18 protein-coding genes are annotated in these 16,025 nt (G+C 62.5%); 11 read left to right on the forward strand and 7 right to left on the reverse strand.

From position 1 onward, the window contains the following. Nucleotides 1–9 precede the first annotated feature (9 nt). Nucleotides 10–2,820: a DNA gyrase subunit A gene (gyrA, locus tag X760_RS47600; protein WP_023717792.1), complete on the reverse strand. Its 2,811-nt coding sequence runs from the start codon at nt 2,818–2,820 to the stop codon at nt 10–12. Between the two features lie 148 nt (nt 2,821–2,968). Next, nucleotides 2,969–3,793, reverse strand: coding sequence for an AraC family transcriptional regulator (locus X760_RS47605; protein ID WP_023717793.1), 825 nt, complete (start codon nt 3,791–3,793; stop codon nt 2,969–2,971). A gap of 86 nt (nt 3,794–3,879) precedes the next feature. On the opposite strand from X760_RS47605, the gene X760_RS47610 reads away from it, so the two are divergent. Next, on the forward strand, nt 3,880–4,410 hold the full coding sequence (locus X760_RS47610) for a hypothetical protein (RefSeq protein WP_023717794.1): 531 nt from the start codon (nt 3,880–3,882) through the stop codon (nt 4,408–4,410). A 74-nt stretch (nt 4,411–4,484) separates the two neighbouring features. Further along, nucleotides 4,485–5,114, forward strand: coding sequence for a MarC family protein (locus X760_RS47615; RefSeq protein ID WP_023717795.1), 630 nt, complete (start codon nt 4,485–4,487; stop codon nt 5,112–5,114). Nucleotides 5,115–5,122: 8 nt separating this feature from the next. Here X760_RS47615 and X760_RS47620 read toward each other — a convergent pair whose 3' ends face one another. Together X760_RS47620 and X760_RS47625 are read right to left on the reverse strand one after the other, a co-directional pair. Beyond that, on the reverse strand, nt 5,123–5,545 hold the full coding sequence (locus X760_RS47620) for an OsmC family protein (protein WP_023717796.1): 423 nt from the start codon (nt 5,543–5,545) through the stop codon (nt 5,123–5,125). Between the two features lie 122 nt (nt 5,546–5,667). Then, entirely contained in the window at nt 5,668–6,180 is a 513-nt protein-coding gene (locus X760_RS47625) for a single-stranded DNA-binding protein (RefSeq protein WP_023717797.1), read from the reverse strand. 271 nt (nt 6,181–6,451) lie between these two features. Here X760_RS47625 and X760_RS47630 point away from each other — a divergent pair, with 271 nt between their 5' ends. The 9 genes from X760_RS47630 (at nt 6,452) to X760_RS47670 (ending at nt 14,054) form a co-directional block, all read left to right on the forward strand. Then, nucleotides 6,452–6,778, forward strand: a complete 327-nt coding sequence (locus tag X760_RS47630) for a cupin domain-containing protein (RefSeq protein WP_084642510.1) — start codon at nt 6,452–6,454, stop codon at nt 6,776–6,778. A gap of 81 nt (nt 6,779–6,859) precedes the next feature. Beyond that, nucleotides 6,860–7,174: a metalloregulator ArsR/SmtB family transcription factor gene (locus tag X760_RS47635; RefSeq protein WP_023717799.1), complete on the forward strand. Its 315-nt coding sequence runs from the start codon at nt 6,860–6,862 to the stop codon at nt 7,172–7,174. Further along, nucleotides 7,171–7,695, forward strand: coding sequence for an SRPBCC domain-containing protein (locus tag X760_RS47640; protein ID WP_023717800.1), 525 nt, complete (start codon nt 7,171–7,173; stop codon nt 7,693–7,695). The genes X760_RS47635 and X760_RS47640 overlap by 4 nt, the downstream gene beginning before the upstream one ends. A gap of 26 nt (nt 7,696–7,721) precedes the next feature. Then, nucleotides 7,722–8,327 carry an ATP-dependent Clp protease proteolytic subunit gene (locus X760_RS47645; RefSeq protein WP_023717801.1) on the forward strand — a complete coding sequence of 202 codons (606 nt, stop codon included), beginning with the start codon at nt 7,722–7,724 and terminating at the stop codon, nt 8,325–8,327. A gap of 99 nt (nt 8,328–8,426) precedes the next feature. Further along, nucleotides 8,427–8,723, forward strand: coding sequence for a hypothetical protein (locus tag X760_RS47650; RefSeq protein ID WP_023717802.1), 297 nt, complete (start codon nt 8,427–8,429; stop codon nt 8,721–8,723). Nucleotides 8,724–9,419: 696 nt separating this feature from the next. Further along, on the forward strand, nt 9,420–12,341 hold the full coding sequence (uvrA, locus tag X760_RS47655; protein WP_023717803.1) for an excinuclease ABC subunit UvrA: 2,922 nt from the start codon (nt 9,420–9,422) through the stop codon (nt 12,339–12,341). Then, nucleotides 12,341–12,751, forward strand: coding sequence for a DUF302 domain-containing protein (locus X760_RS47660; protein ID WP_023717804.1), 411 nt, complete (start codon nt 12,341–12,343; stop codon nt 12,749–12,751). Before uvrA ends, X760_RS47660 begins: the two co-directional genes overlap by 1 nt. Then, nucleotides 12,748–13,218: a GNAT family N-acetyltransferase gene (locus tag X760_RS47665; RefSeq protein WP_023717805.1), complete on the forward strand. Its 471-nt coding sequence runs from the start codon at nt 12,748–12,750 to the stop codon at nt 13,216–13,218. The genes X760_RS47660 and X760_RS47665 overlap by 4 nt, the downstream gene beginning before the upstream one ends. Before the next feature lie 29 nt (nt 13,219–13,247). Beyond that, complete coding sequence (locus X760_RS47670; protein WP_023717806.1) at nt 13,248–14,054, forward strand: DUF72 domain-containing protein; 807 nt, start codon at nt 13,248–13,250, stop codon at nt 14,052–14,054. A gap of 45 nt (nt 14,055–14,099) precedes the next feature. On the opposite strand, the gene X760_RS47675 is transcribed toward X760_RS47670, so the two are convergent. From X760_RS47675 to urtD, 3 genes are all read right to left on the reverse strand, one after another. Continuing rightward, nucleotides 14,100–14,300 (reverse strand): hypothetical protein, encoded by a 201-nt coding sequence (locus X760_RS47675; RefSeq protein ID WP_023717807.1) that lies wholly within the window; start codon nt 14,298–14,300, stop codon nt 14,100–14,102. Between the two features lie 206 nt (nt 14,301–14,506). After that, a complete protein-coding gene (gene urtE, locus X760_RS47680) occupies nt 14,507–15,202 on the reverse strand; it encodes an urea ABC transporter ATP-binding subunit UrtE (protein ID WP_023717808.1) in 696 nt (231 codons plus the stop codon). 70 nt (nt 15,203–15,272) lie between these two features. Next, nucleotides 15,273–16,019, reverse strand: a complete 747-nt coding sequence (gene urtD / locus X760_RS47685) for an urea ABC transporter ATP-binding protein UrtD (protein WP_023717809.1) — start codon at nt 16,017–16,019, stop codon at nt 15,273–15,275. Between the last annotated feature and the right edge of the window lie 6 nt (nt 16,020–16,025).

A 16,025-nucleotide genomic window follows, 5' to 3' on the forward strand; every position in this document is an offset into this window, starting at 1 on the left:
GCGGCAAACTCACTCGACGGTAGTGTCAGGCTCCCCACCTTCGGCATCGGTAGCAGCGCCACCTTCAGCATCGACACTCTCTTCGATCTCTTCGTCGGCTTGCGGCTCTGAAATCCGCTCCACCGAAACGACCTTCTCGCCCTCTGCGGTATTAAAGATCGTAACGCCCTTGGTGGCGCGGCTGGCAAAACGAATGCCGTTGACCGGGACGCGGATGACGGTGCCGCCATCCGAAACCAGCATGATCTGATCGTCATTGCCGACCGGGAAAGTCGCCACCAGGCGGCCGATTTCGGCCGTTTTCGACACGTCGGTGGCGCGGATACCCTTGCCGCCACGGCCGGTCAGACGGAAATCGTAGGACGACGAACGCTTGCCGTAGCCATATTCCGTAACCGTCAGCACGAACTGCTCATGTGCCTTGAGGAATTCGTAGCGCTCGTCGGAAAGCTCCGCCTCTTCGCCGACCTCCTCATTGGTAAGCTGGATTTCTTCCTCCTCACCGGCGGCAATGTCGACGACAAGCCGGCGTTCAGCCACCACCCGCTTGAGGTAGGCGGCCCGCTCGGCCGGCGGCGCATCGACATGCTCGATCACCGCCATCGAGATCACCCGGTCGCCATCGGCCATGGCTATGCCGCGTACACCGACCGAATTGCGGCTCTGGAAGACGCGTACGTCGCTGACCGAAAAGCGAATGCACTGGCCGGAACTTGCCGTCAAAAGCACGTCGTCATTGTCGGTGCAGGTTTCGACGCCGAGGATCTCGTCGCCTTCCTCGTCCAGCTTCATGGCGATCTTGCCGTTGCGGTTGACCTGGACGAAGTCCGAAAGCTTGTTGCGACGCACCGTGCCGCGCGTGGTGGCGAACATCACGTCGAGCTCGCCCCAGCTCGTCTCATCCTCCGGCAGCGGCATGATGGTGGTGATGCGCTCGCCCTGTTCGAGCGGCAGCATGTTGATCAGCGCCTTACCGCGCGATTGCGGGTTGCCGATCGGGAGGCGCCAGACCTTTTCCTTGTAGACGATACCGCGTGAGGAGAAGAACAGCACCGGCGTGTGCGTGTTGGCGACGAACAGCCGGGTGACGAAATCCTCGTCCTTGGTCGACATGCCGGAGCGGCCCTTGCCGCCGCGGCGCTGCGCCCGGTAGAGCGACAGCGGCACGCGCTTGATGTAGCCGGAATGGCTGACGGTGACGACCATGTCCTCGCGCTGGATGAGGTCCTCGTCTTCCATGTCGGCCCCGCCCTCGGCGAGCTCGGTGCGGCGCGGTGTGCCGAACTCGTCGCGCACGGCGATGAGTTCGTCCTTGACGATCTGCTGGATGCGGGCGCGGGACGACAGGATGTCCAGGTAATCCTTGATCTCGTCGCCGATCGTATTCAGCTCGTCCGCGATCTCGTCGCGGCCGAGCGCGGTCAGGCGCTGCAGGCGCAGTTCGAGGATGGCGCGGGCCTGCTCCTCGGAGAGATTGTAGGTTCCGTCCTCGTTGATGCGATGGCGCGGATCGTCGATCAACAGAATCAGCGATTCCACGTCGCCCGAAGGCCAGCGCCGCTCCATCAACTGCTCGCGCGCCGTCTGCGGGTCCGGCGCCGTGCGGATCAGCTTGATGACTTCATCGATGTTGGCAACAGCAATGGCAAGGCCGACCAGCACATGGGCGCGGTCGCGCGCCTTGCGCAGCAGGAATTTCGTGCGCCGGCTGATCACCTCCTCACGGAAGGCGACGAACGCCTTCAGCATGTCGGTCAGCGTCAGCAATTCCGGCTTGCCGCCGTTCAGCGCCACCATATTGGCGCCGAAGGACGTCTGCAGCGGGGTGAAGCGGTAAAGCTGGTTGAGGATGACATCGGCGACGGCGTCGCGCTTCAGTTCGATAACGACGCGGTAACCCTGGCGGTCGCTCTCGTCGCGAATGTCGGAAATGCCCTCGATGCGCTTATCGCGCACCAGCTCGGCCATCTTCTCGATCATCGACGCCTTGTTCACCTGGTAGGGAACCTCGGTGATGACAATCGATTCACGGTCGTTGCCGCGTGGCTCGACGTTGACGCGGCCGCGCATGACGATGGAACCGCGGCCTGTCGAATAGGCGCTGTAGATGCCGGAGCGGCCAAGCACGATGCCGCCGGTCGGGAAATCCGGTCCAGGAATGATCTCCATCAGCGCCGGCAGGTCGATCGCCGGATTGTCGATGAGGGCAATGGCGCCGTTGCAGACCTCGCCCAGATTGTGCGGCGGGATGTTGGTGGCCATGCCGACGGCGATACCGCCGGAGCCGTTGACCAACAGGTTCGGGAAGCGCGCCGGCAGGACTTTCGGTTCGCTGCCCGACGCATCGTAAGTGTCCTGGAAATCGACGGTGTCCTTGTCGATGTCTTCCAGCAACTCATGCGCGACCTTGGTCAGCCGCGATTCCGTGTAGCGCATCGCCGCCGGCGGATCGCCGTCGATCGAGCCGAAATTGCCCTGCCCGTCGATCAGCGGAACGCGCAGCGACCAATCCTGCGCCATGCGCACCAAAGCGTCATAGATCGAGGCGTCGCCATGCGGATGGTATTTACCCATCACGTCGGCGACCGGGCGTGCCGATTTCACATATTTGCGGTTCCAGTGATAGCCGCTCTCATAGGCGGCGTAGAGGATGCGGCGATGCACCGGCTTGAGGCCGTCGCGCACGTCCGGCAGCGCACGGCTGACGATTACGCTCATGGCGTAATCGAGATAGGAGCGCTGCATCTCCTCGATGATGGATATCGGCTCGATGCCGGTGGGGCCGCCGTCGGCGCCGCGCGGTGTCTTTTGGTCGGTCAAATCGGATCACAATCTAATCAGGAATCACTTGGTGCTTATATAGGAAGCCGGCCCGAAACTCCAATAATCGCGGCAGTTTTCCAGTGTCGTTTTTAGCGGCAAATTCAAAAGGATACACCAATTGCGACGATATGGCCGTGGCACCCTTTCACGAGCGTCGCCGGCGGGCGCGATAAGTTCCCGGCGTCTCGCCCATCAGCCGCCGGAAACGGCGGTTGAAGGTTGATAGATCGTTGAATCCCGCCGCAAAGGCGATCGCCGAGATCGCCTGATCTGACGTCCGCAGCCGCACGGCTGCCCTGTGCAGCCGCGCTCTCAGCAGGAACTGATAGGGCGTCATGCCGGCAACGTGCCGGAAGGTGCGCAGGAAATGGTAAGGGCTGGTGGCGGTCTCGTCGGCGAGTTCGGCAAGCGAGATCGGCCGGTCGGCATCGATTTCGATGCGGCGCACCGCTTCGGCGACACGCTTCTGGTCACGGCGACTTGGCGCCCGTCCCCGATCCGTATCGCCGCAAGCCGCTGTCACGGCTGCGCCGGCAATGCGCAGGGCGAGTTCCTCGAACGCGCCGGTGTCGGCCATCTCGCGCGCCGCCTCCGCTTCGGCGAGCAGCGGCACCAGCGCCGGCAAAGGCGGCAGGCGCGGCATGCTGAAATCAAGCTGCTTTGCGCCCGCGTCGGCGACGATCCGCTCCATATAGGCCAGTCCGAAATGGAAGGAGAGGCAGCGGTCGCCGGTGCCATGCTCATGCCCGCATTCGTAGCAGGTGCCGGGATTGCCGAGCAGGAGCGCGCCCGGCGCCAGCATCGCCGTGCCCTGGCGCGCACGATAGCGGAACGTGCCGCTGGTCACGGCGGCGACGCAGAAATCCCGATGCTCCTCCTCGAATGGCCTGTCGGCGGCACTAGCGATGCAGACGACATCCAACACCTGCCAGCCTCGGCCCGACGCCAGCCTATGCGCGCTCGTCGTCATCGCCGAAACATAGCAATTTTTCCCAAGCGCAGAACCCCGGTCGGCCTCTATGCTTACCGGTCTCCTGACAAGATGAGAGCGAAGCCATGTCCAATTCCTTTGCCAAGGCCCTGCACAGCGATAGGCCCGTACCGGCCCTTGCCGAGAAACTGAACCTTTATGGCCGCTTCGTCGGCGCCTGGACGTTCGACGCCACGCGCCATCTCGAGGACGGCCAGGTGCTGACCGGGCGCGGCGAAGTGCATTTCGGCTGGGTGCTCGAGGGCCGCGCGATCCAGGACGTATGGATCCTGCCCGCTCGCGACGCCGGCCCCTCGCCGTCGCTCGGCAAATGGACCTTCTATGGCACGACGTTGCGCGTCTATGACTCAGGCGTCGACGCCTGGCACATCTTCTGGAGCGACCCGCGCAACCAGTATTACAGCCGCCAGCTGGGCCGCGTCGAAGGCGACACGATCGTCCAATTGGGCGCAGACGGCACCGGCGCTTCGGTACGCTGGAGCTTTTCCCGGATCACCGGAGATTCCTTCCGCTGGCTGGGCGAGCGCTCGTATGACGACGGCGCCACCTGGCGTGTCGAAGTCGAGTTTCTGGCGCGGCGCGCCGCCAGCCCCTGATCCGCACGGTTTCCACTGGCACCGCTTTGCTCTACCAATCCCGTTATCCGGCATTGCCGGCGGGGAGGGTCAGCATGCCGAGCTTCGACAGCCTGTTCAACGCCTTCGTCACCATACTGGTGACGATCGATCCGCCCGGCCTGGCGCCGCTCTTCCTCGCCGTGACCCGCGGCATGAACCGCGAGGAGCGCAACCAGGTCTCCGTGCGCGCCTCGGTCATCGCCTTCCTGGTGATGGCGTTGTTCGCAGTCGCCGGCGCGTCGATCCTGTCAGTCTTCGGCATCACCCTGCCGGCCTTCCGCGTCGCCGGCGGCTTTCTGCTGTTCTTCATCGCCTTCGAAATGGTGTTCGAGCGCCGGCAGGACCGCAAGGAGAAGATCGGCGATGTCGCCATCACCAGGGACATGATCCACAACATCGCCGCCTTTCCGCTGGCGATCCCGCTTATTGCGGGTCCCGGCGCGATTTCGGCGACCGTCCTGCTCTCAAGCTCGTTTCAGGGTTTTAGCGCGCAGACAGCACTTGTCGGCATCATCGCGATCTGCCTTGTCATCACCTACCTGGTGTTCGTGCTGTCAGAGCGCATCGACCGTATCCTCGGCCAGACCGGCCGTTCGATCCTCACGCGGCTGCTTGGCGTCATACTGGCGGCGCTCGCCGTGCAGTTCGTCGCCGACGGCATCAAGGCACTGATGGCGACGTAGGAACCGCCCTACTTCGCCGTCTCGATCACTTCGAAGTCATGGGTGATCACGGCGGTCTTGGCCATCATTGCCGAGGCCGAGCAGTATTTCTCGATCGAAAGCTCGATCGCGCGCTTTACCTTGTCGTGCGACAGCGCCCGGCCCTTGACGACGAAATGCATGTGGATGCGGGTGAACACCTTGGGATCGGCTTCTGCACGGTCGGCATCGAGTTCGACGACGCAATCTTCGACCGCCTCGCGCCCCTTTTCCAGGATATGGACCACGTCATAAGCCGAACAGCCGCCGGTGCCGATCAGCACCAGCTCCATTGGGCTCGGCCCCGGCGTCTTGCCCTCCGGCCCGAACGCAGTGCCTAGCACCAGCTTGTGCCCACTGGCGGACTCGCCGACGAAAGTGCGCTCCTCGACCCATGTGACCCTTGCTTTCACTGATCCGTCCTTTCACCGCTCAAACGCACAACGTCCCGAAAATCCAAGACAGATTTTCGGGACGCCATTTCGTGGCCAAGGTGCTGGCGCTTTTCGCCGCAAGGGCAGTCCGCCCCGAGAAATCAGAACGGGATTTCGTCGTCCAGTTCGCGCGACGAACCACCGCCGGTGCCCTTGTTGGCGCCACCGCGATTGAAACTTTCGCCCGGGCCGGACTGGCCGAAATCGGACCCGCGGCTGGCACCACCACCGGCATAGTTGCCGACCTGGCCGCCGCCCTCGCCCCGTGCATCGAGCATCTGCAGCTCGCCGCGGAATTTCTGCAGCACGATTTCGGTCGTATAGCGGTCATTGCCGGTCTGGTCCTGCCACTTGCGCGTCTGCAACTGGCCCTCGACGTAGACTTTCATGCCCTTCTTCAGATACTGCTCGGCCACCTTGGCGATCTGATCGTTGAAGATCACGACATTGTGCCACTCGGTCTTTTCCTTGCGCTCTCCGGACGTCTTGTCGCGCCAGCTTTCCGACGTCGCGATGCGGATGTTGACAACCGGGTCACCCGAATTCAGGCGGCGGATTTCAGGGTCCGCCCCGAGGTTGCCCACCAGAATGACCTTGTTGACGCTACCCGCCATGATACTTCTCCGCGCTCATCCGAAACCAGATTTCTGTCGCTGCACCTTACAGGCTATGGATAAGCCCTGCCTGCCGTCGCTGCCTTTTCCCACAACGTTTTTGTTCTCTTTTCGTTCTATAGTACAGGCCCTGCACTGTCAATAGTTGTCAGCAAGAAGTAGTGTCTTGGCGTCGAATTTCCACAGACCATGGGATCGAGGCGAACGCATGAAGACGGTTGCGCATGACGATCAGCCGCAAGAAGAATGGCGGGCGGGGGTAAAGACCCGAATGCATGTCTCGGCTCGCAACGGCGCAACTCAACTTTGCATATTCGAACAATGGGTCGAACCAGCGGTTGGCGCCCCGACACATTGGCACCCGGTCGAGGAAGTGCTTACCGTCATCGCTGGCAAGGCCGAGATGTGGATCGACGAAGAGCATGTCGTCTTGACTGCCGGACAGTCGCTTGTTGTTGCCGCGCGCAGGCGACATGGCTTCCGAAACGTCGGCTCCGAAATGCTTCATATCCATGCCGTGCTCGCGTCATCAGTTTTCGAGGCGACGTTCAACGGATCCCCTGACATGGTGAGACGCTGGCTTCCAGCGAGTTTGTAAAACCTCGCCCGTCTTAAAAAACACCGCCTGTCTTAAAAACACGGCTTGCCAAACCGATAAGTATCGACTTATGCTTTTGACATGATCGAAGCAGAGATTTTTCGGGCACTGGCCGATCCGACGCGTCGCGCCGTCTATGAGCGGCTCGCCGGCGGCGAGATGACGGTGTCGGAACTGCGCACTGGCATGCCGGTATCGCAGCCGGCGGTATCGCAACACCTCGCCGTGCTGCGCGGCGCCGGCCTCGTGGTCGAGCGCCGGGCCGGTCGCAACGCCTATTACCGCGCCGATCCGAAGGGGCTTGCGCCACTGCTCGGCTGGATCGAACGCTACCGCGCGTTCTGGCCAGAGCGCATCGAAAGGCTCAAGACGGTTTTGAAGGACATGGACCAATGACCAGCCGAGGCAAAGAACGCGCGGAAATGGCGGCAGACAAGATCGAGTTCGAGTGCGAGCTGCCGGAGCCGCCGGAAAAGGTGTGGCGGGCGCTGACGGTGCCGGACCTGCTCGCGGCCTGGATGATGCCGAACGACATTGAACCAAAGATCGGTAGCCGCTTTGCCTTTAAAGCGCCCGAGGCGCCGATCGAATGCGAAATCCTCGACGCCGATCCCGGACGGCTGCTGCGCTATTCCTGGCGGGAACGGCCGGCGCCCGGCGATACACAGGCGCCGCCCGGCAGCCCGGTGGACAGCCCAATGGACGACAGCCCGGTGGACAGCATCGTCACCTTTACGCTCGATCGCACCGTTTCCGGCGGCACGCATCTGCGCATCGTCCATGATGGTTTTGCTCGGGCAGCGATGCCGGAGATCGCGATGGCAGGCGCCGGCTGTCGGCTTTCGTTTGAAGCGCGCAATCCCAGGCACAAGCAGATCGCCGCCAACATCCCGCGCCTCTTCCTGCGCGCGGCCTGAACGACAATAGTCAACGGAGAGAAACGATGAGCGGCCTTGCCAATCTGGTGCCGATGGTGATCGAGCAGTCGAGCGGCGGCGAACGCGCCTTCGACATATTTTCGCGGCTGCTGCGCGAGCGCATCGTCTTCATCAACGGCCCGATCGACGACGGCACCTCGGCGCTGGTCTGCGCCCAGCTTCTGTCGCTGGAATCCGACAATCCCGACAAGGAGGTCTCGCTCTACATCAACTCGCCGGGCGGCGTGGTGACCAGCGGTTTCGCCATCTACGACACGATGCAGTACATCAGCTGCCCGGTCTCCACCGTTTGTATGGGCTTCGCCGCCTCGATGGCCTCGTTCCTCTTGATGGCGGGCACGCCGGGGCGGCGCATCGCATTGCCCAACGCCAGCATCGTGCTGCATCAGCCTCTCGGCGGTTTCCAGGGCCAGGCCTCCGACATCCAGCGCCATGCCGAGGGCATCCTTCGCACCAAGCGGCGCATGACCGATCTTTACGCCCAGCATTGCGGCCGCACCTACGAAGAAGTGGAACGCACGCTCGACCGCGACTTTTTCATGACCGCGCAGGAGGCCAAGGATTGGGGCCTCGTTGACCATGTTTTCGACACTCGCAAACAGGCCGCGTGAACGAGCGAAGGCGGCGGCCGGCACTGAGGCGACTGAGCGCCCAGCAATTTCAGGGCAGTCGGTCTGGTCTTGCCGCTATCGCGGCACTATAGTCCGGTGATGATCGCGAACCGTCCATCCAGCCTGTTATGCGTTGCCGTCGCGACCGTTGCCGGCACGAACATGCTGGTGGGCATGGCACTTGCCCAAGATAATTCGACGTCTTCGCAAAGGGGCGCCCTGCCCGGTGTGACCAGCGACTATCGCATCGCCGAGCCAGCGCCGCAGCCAGAGCCAGACGACGCAGTTCCCAGCAGCGGCAACGGCACGTTCAAGATCGGCGATACCGAAGTTCGGATTTCCGGTAGCATAACCATCGATGTCGCTACCGGCGGGATCAGGCCTCCCAGCCGCTAAGTTCGCCTGGTATGTACCACAAATGTGCGCTTCAAACGAACAGCCCCGCCATTGCTTATGCAACTGACGGGGCTTCTTGGATCTGAATCCAAATTGCCGGGAGTGTACTGCCGGCTTTTTATTTCGGATGCTTCGCGGCGTTCAGCCGACGATCCGACTAGCGGTCTCTGATTGTTGTGGGGATCGGCAAGTCAACGTTGGCAGATAGCGCAAAACGCCTGACCTGGCCACTTATACCTGCCGCGGCTCCAGCGACACGTGGAGCCTCAAGGAACTATCCGGTGGAGTCATGCCTCTGCTCTCCTTCTGTTCATTGTGACTGTCGTCGTCGAAGCGCTCATCGCATAACCCACGGCATCTCGCAGGCTAGCCCCAGGCCGCGAGGCCATCGAAAGACGGCCGGCTTCGTTGACGTTTGGAGTCTGCCCCCGTGACGCATGGACGTCAACCTTGAATAGCCGATTACCGAAAAATGTGATCGCGAGACGCATTGTGAAGCCGGCTGTACGGGCAGCTTTTGTCAGGAGCGTGTTCGGCCTTTGTTCTTTCCGCTTGCCCGTTCGCGCGAAAGGCGGTTAAACGCATTGGTCGAGAGTTGTGGCGTCTCTCGAAAAGGCGGCGAAATTACCTACATAGGGGGTGGTCGGGAAAACCCGCCCATCCCACGAATTCCAGATTCTGAGGCGGCGACCGGCGATGGCCGACCATAAATATCTCTCCATTCGCGGGGCACGCGAACACAATCTGAAGAATGTCGATCTCGACCTGCCGCGTGACAGCCTGATTGTCATGACCGGCCTGTCGGGGTCCGGCAAGTCGTCGCTTGCCTTCGACACCATCTATGCCGAAGGCCAGCGCCGCTATGTCGAGAGCCTTTCGGCCTACGCACGGCAATTCCTCGAGATGATGCAGAAGCCGGACGTCGACCAGATCGACGGCCTGTCGCCGGCCATCTCCATCGAGCAGAAGACCACCTCGAAGAACCCGCGCTCGACGGTCGGCACCGTCACCGAGATCTACGATTATATGCGGCTTTTGTTCGCCCGCGTCGGCATCCCCTATTCGCCGGCCACCGGCCTGCCGATCGAGAGCCAGACGGTTTCGCAGATGGTCGACCGGGTGCTTGCGGTCGAAGAGGGCACCCGGCTGTTCATCCTGGCACCGATGGTGCGCGGCCGCAAAGGCGAGTACCGCAAGGAACTGCTCGAGCTGCAGAAAAAGGGTTTTCAGCGCGTCAAGGTCGACGGCGTCTTCTACGAGATCGCCGACGTGCCGGCGCTGGACAAGAAGTACAAGCACGACATCGACGTCGTCGTCGACCGCATCGTCGTGCGCGGCGATCTGGCGACGCGGCTCGCCGATTCCATCGAGACTGCGCTGAAGCTTGCCGACGGGCTGGCGGTGGCGGAATTTGCCGACAAGCCGCTCGACGCCAGCCAGACCGGCGAGGATTCGGTCAACAAGTCGAAGAACGAGACGCATGAGCGCATGCTGTTCTCGGAAAAATTCGCCTGCCCGGTGTCCGGCTTCACCATTCCCGAGATCGAGCCCAGGCTGTTCTCGTTCAACAATCCGTTCGGCGCCTGCCCGACCTGTGACGGGCTCGGCAGCCAGCGCGCCATTGACGCCAGCCTGGTCGTGCCCGACGAGAATGTCTCGCTGCGTGCCGGCGCCGTCAGCCCGTGGGCGAAGTCGACCTCACCCTATTATGCGCAGACGCTGGAAGCGCTGGGCGTTGCCTATGGCTTCAAGCTCGGCGACAAGTTCAAGGATTTGAGCGAAGAGGCAAAGCAAGCCATCCTGCACGGCACTGGCGAGCGCGAAATCGCCTTCCAGTATGATGACGGGCTGCGCTCCTACAAGACGACCAAGACCTTCGAGGGCGTCATCCCCAATCTCGAGCGCCGCTGGAAGGAAACCGAATCCGCCTGGATGCGCGAGGAGATCGAGCGCTTCATGTCGGCCACGCCCTGCCCGGCCTGCCGCGGCTACCGGCTGAAGCCCGAGGCGCTCGCAGTCAAGATCGCCGGCAAGCACATTGGCGAGGTCACCGAGCTGTCGATCCGCAAGGCTGACCAGTGGTTCACCGATTTGCCTGCTTCGCTTAACGACAAGCAGAACGAGATCGCAGTGCGCGTGCTCAAGGAAATCCGCGAGCGGCTGCGCTTCCTCAACGATGTCGGTCTCGACTATCTGACGCTGTCGCGCAACTCCGGCACGCTGTCGGGCGGCGAGAGCCAGCGCATCCGCCTCGCTTCGCAGATCGGCTCCGGCCTGACCGGCGTGCTCTACGTGCTCGACGAGCCGTCGATCGGCCTGCATCAGCGCGACAATGCCCGCCTGCTCGACACGCTGAAGCATCTGCGCGACATCGGCAACACGGTCATCGTCGTCGAGCACGACGAGGATGCCATCCTGCATGCCGACTACGTCGTCGATATCGGCCCGGCCGCCGGCATCCATGGCGGTCACATCATCGCCCAGGGCACACCGCAGCAGATCATGGCGACTCCCGCCTCGATCACCGGCAAATATCTGTCGGGCGAGCTCGAAGTGGCGACGCCTGCGGTTCGGCGCGAGGCGAAAAAGAACCGCCGGCTGAAGGTCGTCGGCGCGCGCGGCAACAATCTGAAGAACGTCACCGCTGAAATCCCGCTCGGCACGTTTACCGCCGTCACCGGCGTGTCCGGCGGCGGCAAGTCGACCTTCCTGATCGAGACCTTGTTCAAGGCGGCGTCACGCCGCATCATGGGCTCGCGTGAGCATCCTGCCGATCACGACCGCATCGAAGGGCTGGAATTCCTCGACAAGGTCATCGATATCGACCAGTCGCCGATCGGGCGCACCCCGCGCTCCAACCCTGCAACCTATACCGGCGCCTTCACGCCGATCCGCGACTGGTTCGCCGGCCTGCCGGAGGCCAAGGCGCGCGGCTACCAGCCGGGCCGTTTCTCGTTCAACGTCAAGGGCGGCCGCTGCGAGGCCTGCCAGGGCGACGGCGTCATCAAGATCGAGATGCATTTTCTGCCCGACCTCTATGTCACCTGTGATGTCTGCCACGGCAAGCGCTACAACCGCGAGACGCTCGACGTGCTGTTCAAGGGCAAGTCCATCGCCGACGTGCTCGACATGACGGTCGAGGAAGGCGTCGATTTCTTCGCCGCCGTGCCCGGCGTGCGCGACAAGCTGGAGACGCTGAAACGGGTCGGCCTCGGCTACATCCATGTTGGCCAGCAGGCGACGACTTTATCGGGCGGCGAAGCGCAGCGCATCAAGCTCGCCAAGGAACTGTCGCGCAAGGCAACCGGCAAAACGCTCTACATCCTCGACGAACCGACCACCGGCCTGCATTTCCACGATGTCGCCAAGCTGCTTGAAGTGCTGCACGAGCTGGTCGACCAGGGCAACACGGTCGTCGTCATCGAGCACAATCTAGAGGTGATTAAGACCGCTGACTGGGTTCTCGATCTTGGCCCCGAAGGTGGTGACGGCGGCGGCGAGCTGGTGGCGTCCGGCACGCCGGAGGACATCGTTCGCGAAAAGCGCAGCTATACCGGGCAGTTCCTGAGGGAATTGCTGGAGCGGCGCCCCGGAGGCAAGCGCGAAGCGGCGGAGTGATGGCAAAGAACGGTCTCATCACGGTCCAAAGCAGCTTCGGCGTGGCCGAAACCATCGATCGCCTGGTCGAGACTGTGGAACGTGCAGGATTGCTGGTCTTCGCCCGCATTGACCACGCCGCCGGTGCGCGCAATGTCGAAACATCACTGCGTCCAACCCAGCTCCTGATTTTCGGCAATCCCAAAGGCGGTACGCCACTGATGCAGGACCGGCAGCTTGCCGGCATCGATCTGCCGGTCAAGGCGCTGGCTTGGGAGGACGAGCAAGGCAAGGTCTGGCTCTCCTACAATGACGCACACTGGCTGGCGGAACGCCACGGCTTGGGCGACGCTAGCCGCAATGCTGTCGCCGCGATAGCCGCCGGCATGGACAAGGTGATTGCGGCCGCTGCCGGCGCGGGCCAGTTTTGATCATGAGAGCCGCTCGGGCCGATGATCTCCCTACGGTGATCTCGCTCACCACCGACGCCTACGCGCCCTACACTGCCCTGTTCGGAGCGCCGCCGATCCCCGTCACCGAGGACTATGCGCCGCGCATAGAACGCGGCGAGGTCTGGCTTTCGGAGCAGGACGGACAGCCGGCCGGCCTGATCGTTCTCGAACGGCACGATGACCACACAGTGATCTTCAGCGTCGCCGTTGCGCCCGTCTTTCAAGGCAAGGGTTTCGGCATAGCGCTGCTCGACTGGGCCGAGCAACAGACGCGCCTGTGGAGCTTGCCTGAAATCCGACTCTACACCAATTCCAGAATGGAACGGAACGTTTCGTTGTATAAGGCCTACGGCTTTCGCGAAACGGGTCGCCGGCCCAATCCATATCGGCCAGGATGGACGGTCGTCGACATGGCGAAAGCCGTCGAGACGACCGCCATCGCGTGATCCTTTTTCCGCAAACCGGGAGGACTACCATGACTCAATCAGGAACAATCCGCGCTGGCATGGGCGGCTGGACCTTCGAGCCCTGGGACACGTCCTTCTACCCGGACAAATTGTCGAAGGCCAAGCAGCTGAATTACGCCAGCCGGCAGGTGCCGACCATCGAGGTCAACGGCACCTATTATTCGAGCTTCAAGGGGCCGACCTTCGTCAAATGGGCCAACGAGGCGCCGGATGGTTTCGTCTATTCGCTGAAGGGCAACCGCTTCGTCACCAACCGCCGCGTGCTCGGCGAGGCCGGGGAATCGATCATGCGCTTCCTCGGGTCCGGCGTCGCGGCACTTGGCGACAAGCTCGGGCCGATCCTGTGGCAGTTCGCGCCGACCAAGAAATTCGACCCGGACGATTTCGAGGCCTTCCTCAAGCTGTTGCCGGAAAAGCAGGACGGCGTTGCGCTGCGCCACGCCGTCGAGGTGCGCAACGACAGCTTCGTCGTGCCGGAGTTCGCCGCCTTGGCGCGAAAGCACAAGGCCGCCATCGTCTATGCCGACCACGCCAAGTATCCGGGGATTGCCGACGTTACCGGCGATTTCATCTATGCGCGGCTGCAGACCGGCAGCGACGACAATCCCGATTGCTACACGCCAAAGGCGCTCGACGAATGGGCGGCGCGCGCAAAAACCTGGGCGGAAGGCAAGGTGCCGGCCGACCTGTCGCGTGCCGATCCTTCAACCGACGCGCCGGTCAAGCCACGCGATGTGTTCGTCTACTTCATCACAGAGGGCAAGGTCCGCGCTCCATTCGGCGCCATCGCGCTGATGAAGCGGGTCGCAGGCTGACGCCCCGCTGTCGGCGGTCCGGCTGGCCGGCTCCTAGATTACCGCCTATGCGGCGCGCTCGTCCGGACGCCGATCAACCCTGACGATCTCGTTGAAAGCATCGAGATCGACATAGAAGACCTTGGTGATCTCCGCGATAAGTTCGTCGTGTTCATATCCCTGCGATTTCAGAATGTTGATGGCGGTTATGATGTCGACACGCTCCGTGAGCCGTCGTTTCTGGTAGTCCTCGACATAGCGCTCCATCGTCTGGCCCTGGCTCCCAAGCACCCGAAATGTTGGACGACAACAGATCGCTGGAGGGAGCGGCTTGCGCGCAAGCGGCCCGCGCCTTCCCCTGATCTACCAATTTGGAACTGGTACGGAAAGCGGCCGACTCACCAAGGCCAAGCAAAATCTAGCACGCAATCTTCGGCGCGCCAGAGTTGCAAAGTAATAGAATCAATAAGAATTCAGACGGTCAGGAATTTCCGCACGTCCGCCCGGTCGAGATCCTCGGCGGGGCCGGTATGGACGATCTGGCCGCGGTCCATGATATTGACCTCGTCGGCCAATTCCCGGCAGAAATCGAGATATTGTTCGACCAAAAGCACGGCAATGCCGGCTTGGTCGCGCAGATAGCGGATGGCGCGGCCGATATCCTTGATGATCGACGGCTGGATGCCTTCGGTCGGCTCGTCGAGCACCAGCAGTTTCGGCCGCATCACCAGTGCCCTGCCGATGGCAAGCTGCTGCTGCTGGCCGCCGGACAGATCGCCGCCGCGGCGCGCGAGCATCTGCTTCAGCACCGGAAACAGCTCGAAGACGTGACCGGGAATGTTGCGGTCGGCGCGCGTCAGCGGCGCGAATCCCGATTCGAGGTTTTCCCGCACCGTAAGCAGTGGAAAGATCTCCCTGCCCTGCGGCACGAATGCGATGCCCGACCGGGCGCGATCATACGCCGCGCTCCGGTCGAGCGCCTTCCCCTCGAAGGCAACACTTCCGCTCGTCAGCCGGTGATGGCCGACGATCGATCTCATCAAACTGGTTTTGCCGACGCCGTTGCGGCCGAGCACACAGGTGATCTTGCCGGCGCCGGCCTTTAGCGAGACGCCGCGCAGCGCCCGGGCGGCGCCGTAATGCAGCGTGGCATTGGAGACTTCGAGCATGGTCAGCGCTTTCTCCAACGCCTGAAAAACGAAAGGTCGAAATGATGGAACGGAACGCGCCAGACCATGCTCATCTCCCCAGGTAGACTTCGACGACGCGCTCGTCGGCCGAAACGAAGTCGAGCGAGCCCTCGGAAAGTACCGAGCCTTCGTGCAGGCAGGTAACCTTGACGCCGAGCTCGCGCACGAAATGCATGTCGTGCTCGACGACGATGACCGAATGGTCGCGCGCGATGTCTCTAAGCAGCCGCGCGGTTTCCTCAGTCTCGGCGTCTGTCATGCCGGCAACCGGTTCGTCGACCAGCAGCAGCTTCGGATCCTGCGCCAAAAGCATGCCGATCTCGAGCCATTGTTTTTGGCCATGGCTCAAATTGGCGGCGAGTTCGTCGCGCTTGTCGCCAAGCCGGATGATGCCGAGAATGTCGTCGATCTGCCGCGCTTCCGCGGCCGAGCGACGATGGAACAGTGCCGGGAAGATCGAGCGCGGGCCTTTCAGCGCCAGCATCAGATTGTCCTCGATCGTGTGGCTTTCGAAGACGGTCGGCTTCTGGAATTTACGGCCGATGCCCATCATGGCGATTTCGGCCTCGTCGTGTTTAGTCAGGTCGACCTCGCCGTCGAAGAAGACCTCGCCCGCGTCGGGCCGCGTCTTGCCGGTGACGATGTCCATCATCGTCGTCTTGCCGGCGCCGTTGGGGCCGATGATCGCCCGCATCTCGCCCTTGTCGAGCACTAGCGACAGGTTGTTGATGGCGCGAAAACCATCGAAGGAAACCGACACGCCGTCGAGATAGAGGATGGTGTTGCTCTTCGACATCAGGCC

This window comes from Mesorhizobium sp. LSHC420B00 (assembly GCF_000503055.1).
Taxonomy (GTDB): Bacteria; Pseudomonadota; Alphaproteobacteria; order Rhizobiales; family Rhizobiaceae; genus Mesorhizobium.

Coding starts and splice junctions, on each gene's coding strand:
- X760_RS47605 (WP_023717793.1), bottom strand. CDS start 3,793: ATGACGACGAGCGCGCATAGGCTGGCGTCGGGCCGAGGCTGGCAGGTG.
- X760_RS47610 (WP_023717794.1), top strand. CDS start 3,880: ATGTCCAATTCCTTTGCCAAGGCCCTGCACAGCGATAGGCCCGTACCG.
- X760_RS47615 (WP_023717795.1), top strand. CDS start 4,485: ATGCCGAGCTTCGACAGCCTGTTCAACGCCTTCGTCACCATACTGGTG.
- X760_RS47625 (WP_023717797.1), bottom strand. CDS start 6,180: ATGGCGGGTAGCGTCAACAAGGTCATTCTGGTGGGCAACCTCGGGGCG.
- X760_RS47630 (WP_084642510.1), top strand. CDS start 6,452: ATGCATGTCTCGGCTCGCAACGGCGCAACTCAACTTTGCATATTCGAA.
- X760_RS47635 (WP_023717799.1), top strand. CDS start 6,860: ATGATCGAAGCAGAGATTTTTCGGGCACTGGCCGATCCGACGCGTCGC.
- X760_RS47640 (WP_023717800.1), top strand. CDS start 7,171: ATGACCAGCCGAGGCAAAGAACGCGCGGAAATGGCGGCAGACAAGATC.
- X760_RS47645 (WP_023717801.1), top strand. CDS start 7,722: ATGAGCGGCCTTGCCAATCTGGTGCCGATGGTGATCGAGCAGTCGAGC.
- X760_RS47650 (WP_023717802.1), top strand. CDS start 8,427: ATGATCGCGAACCGTCCATCCAGCCTGTTATGCGTTGCCGTCGCGACC.
- uvrA (WP_023717803.1), top strand. CDS start 9,420: ATGGCCGACCATAAATATCTCTCCATTCGCGGGGCACGCGAACACAAT.
- X760_RS47660 (WP_023717804.1), top strand. CDS start 12,341: ATGGCAAAGAACGGTCTCATCACGGTCCAAAGCAGCTTCGGCGTGGCC.
- X760_RS47670 (WP_023717806.1), top strand. CDS start 13,248: ATGACTCAATCAGGAACAATCCGCGCTGGCATGGGCGGCTGGACCTTC.
- X760_RS47675 (WP_023717807.1), bottom strand. CDS start 14,300: ATGGAGCGCTATGTCGAGGACTACCAGAAACGACGGCTCACGGAGCGT.
- urtE (WP_023717808.1), bottom strand. CDS start 15,202: ATGCTCGAAGTCTCCAATGCCACGCTGCATTACGGCGCCGCCCGGGCG.
- urtD (WP_023717809.1), bottom strand. CDS start 16,019: ATGTCGAAGAGCAACACCATCCTCTATCTCGACGGCGTGTCGGTTTCC.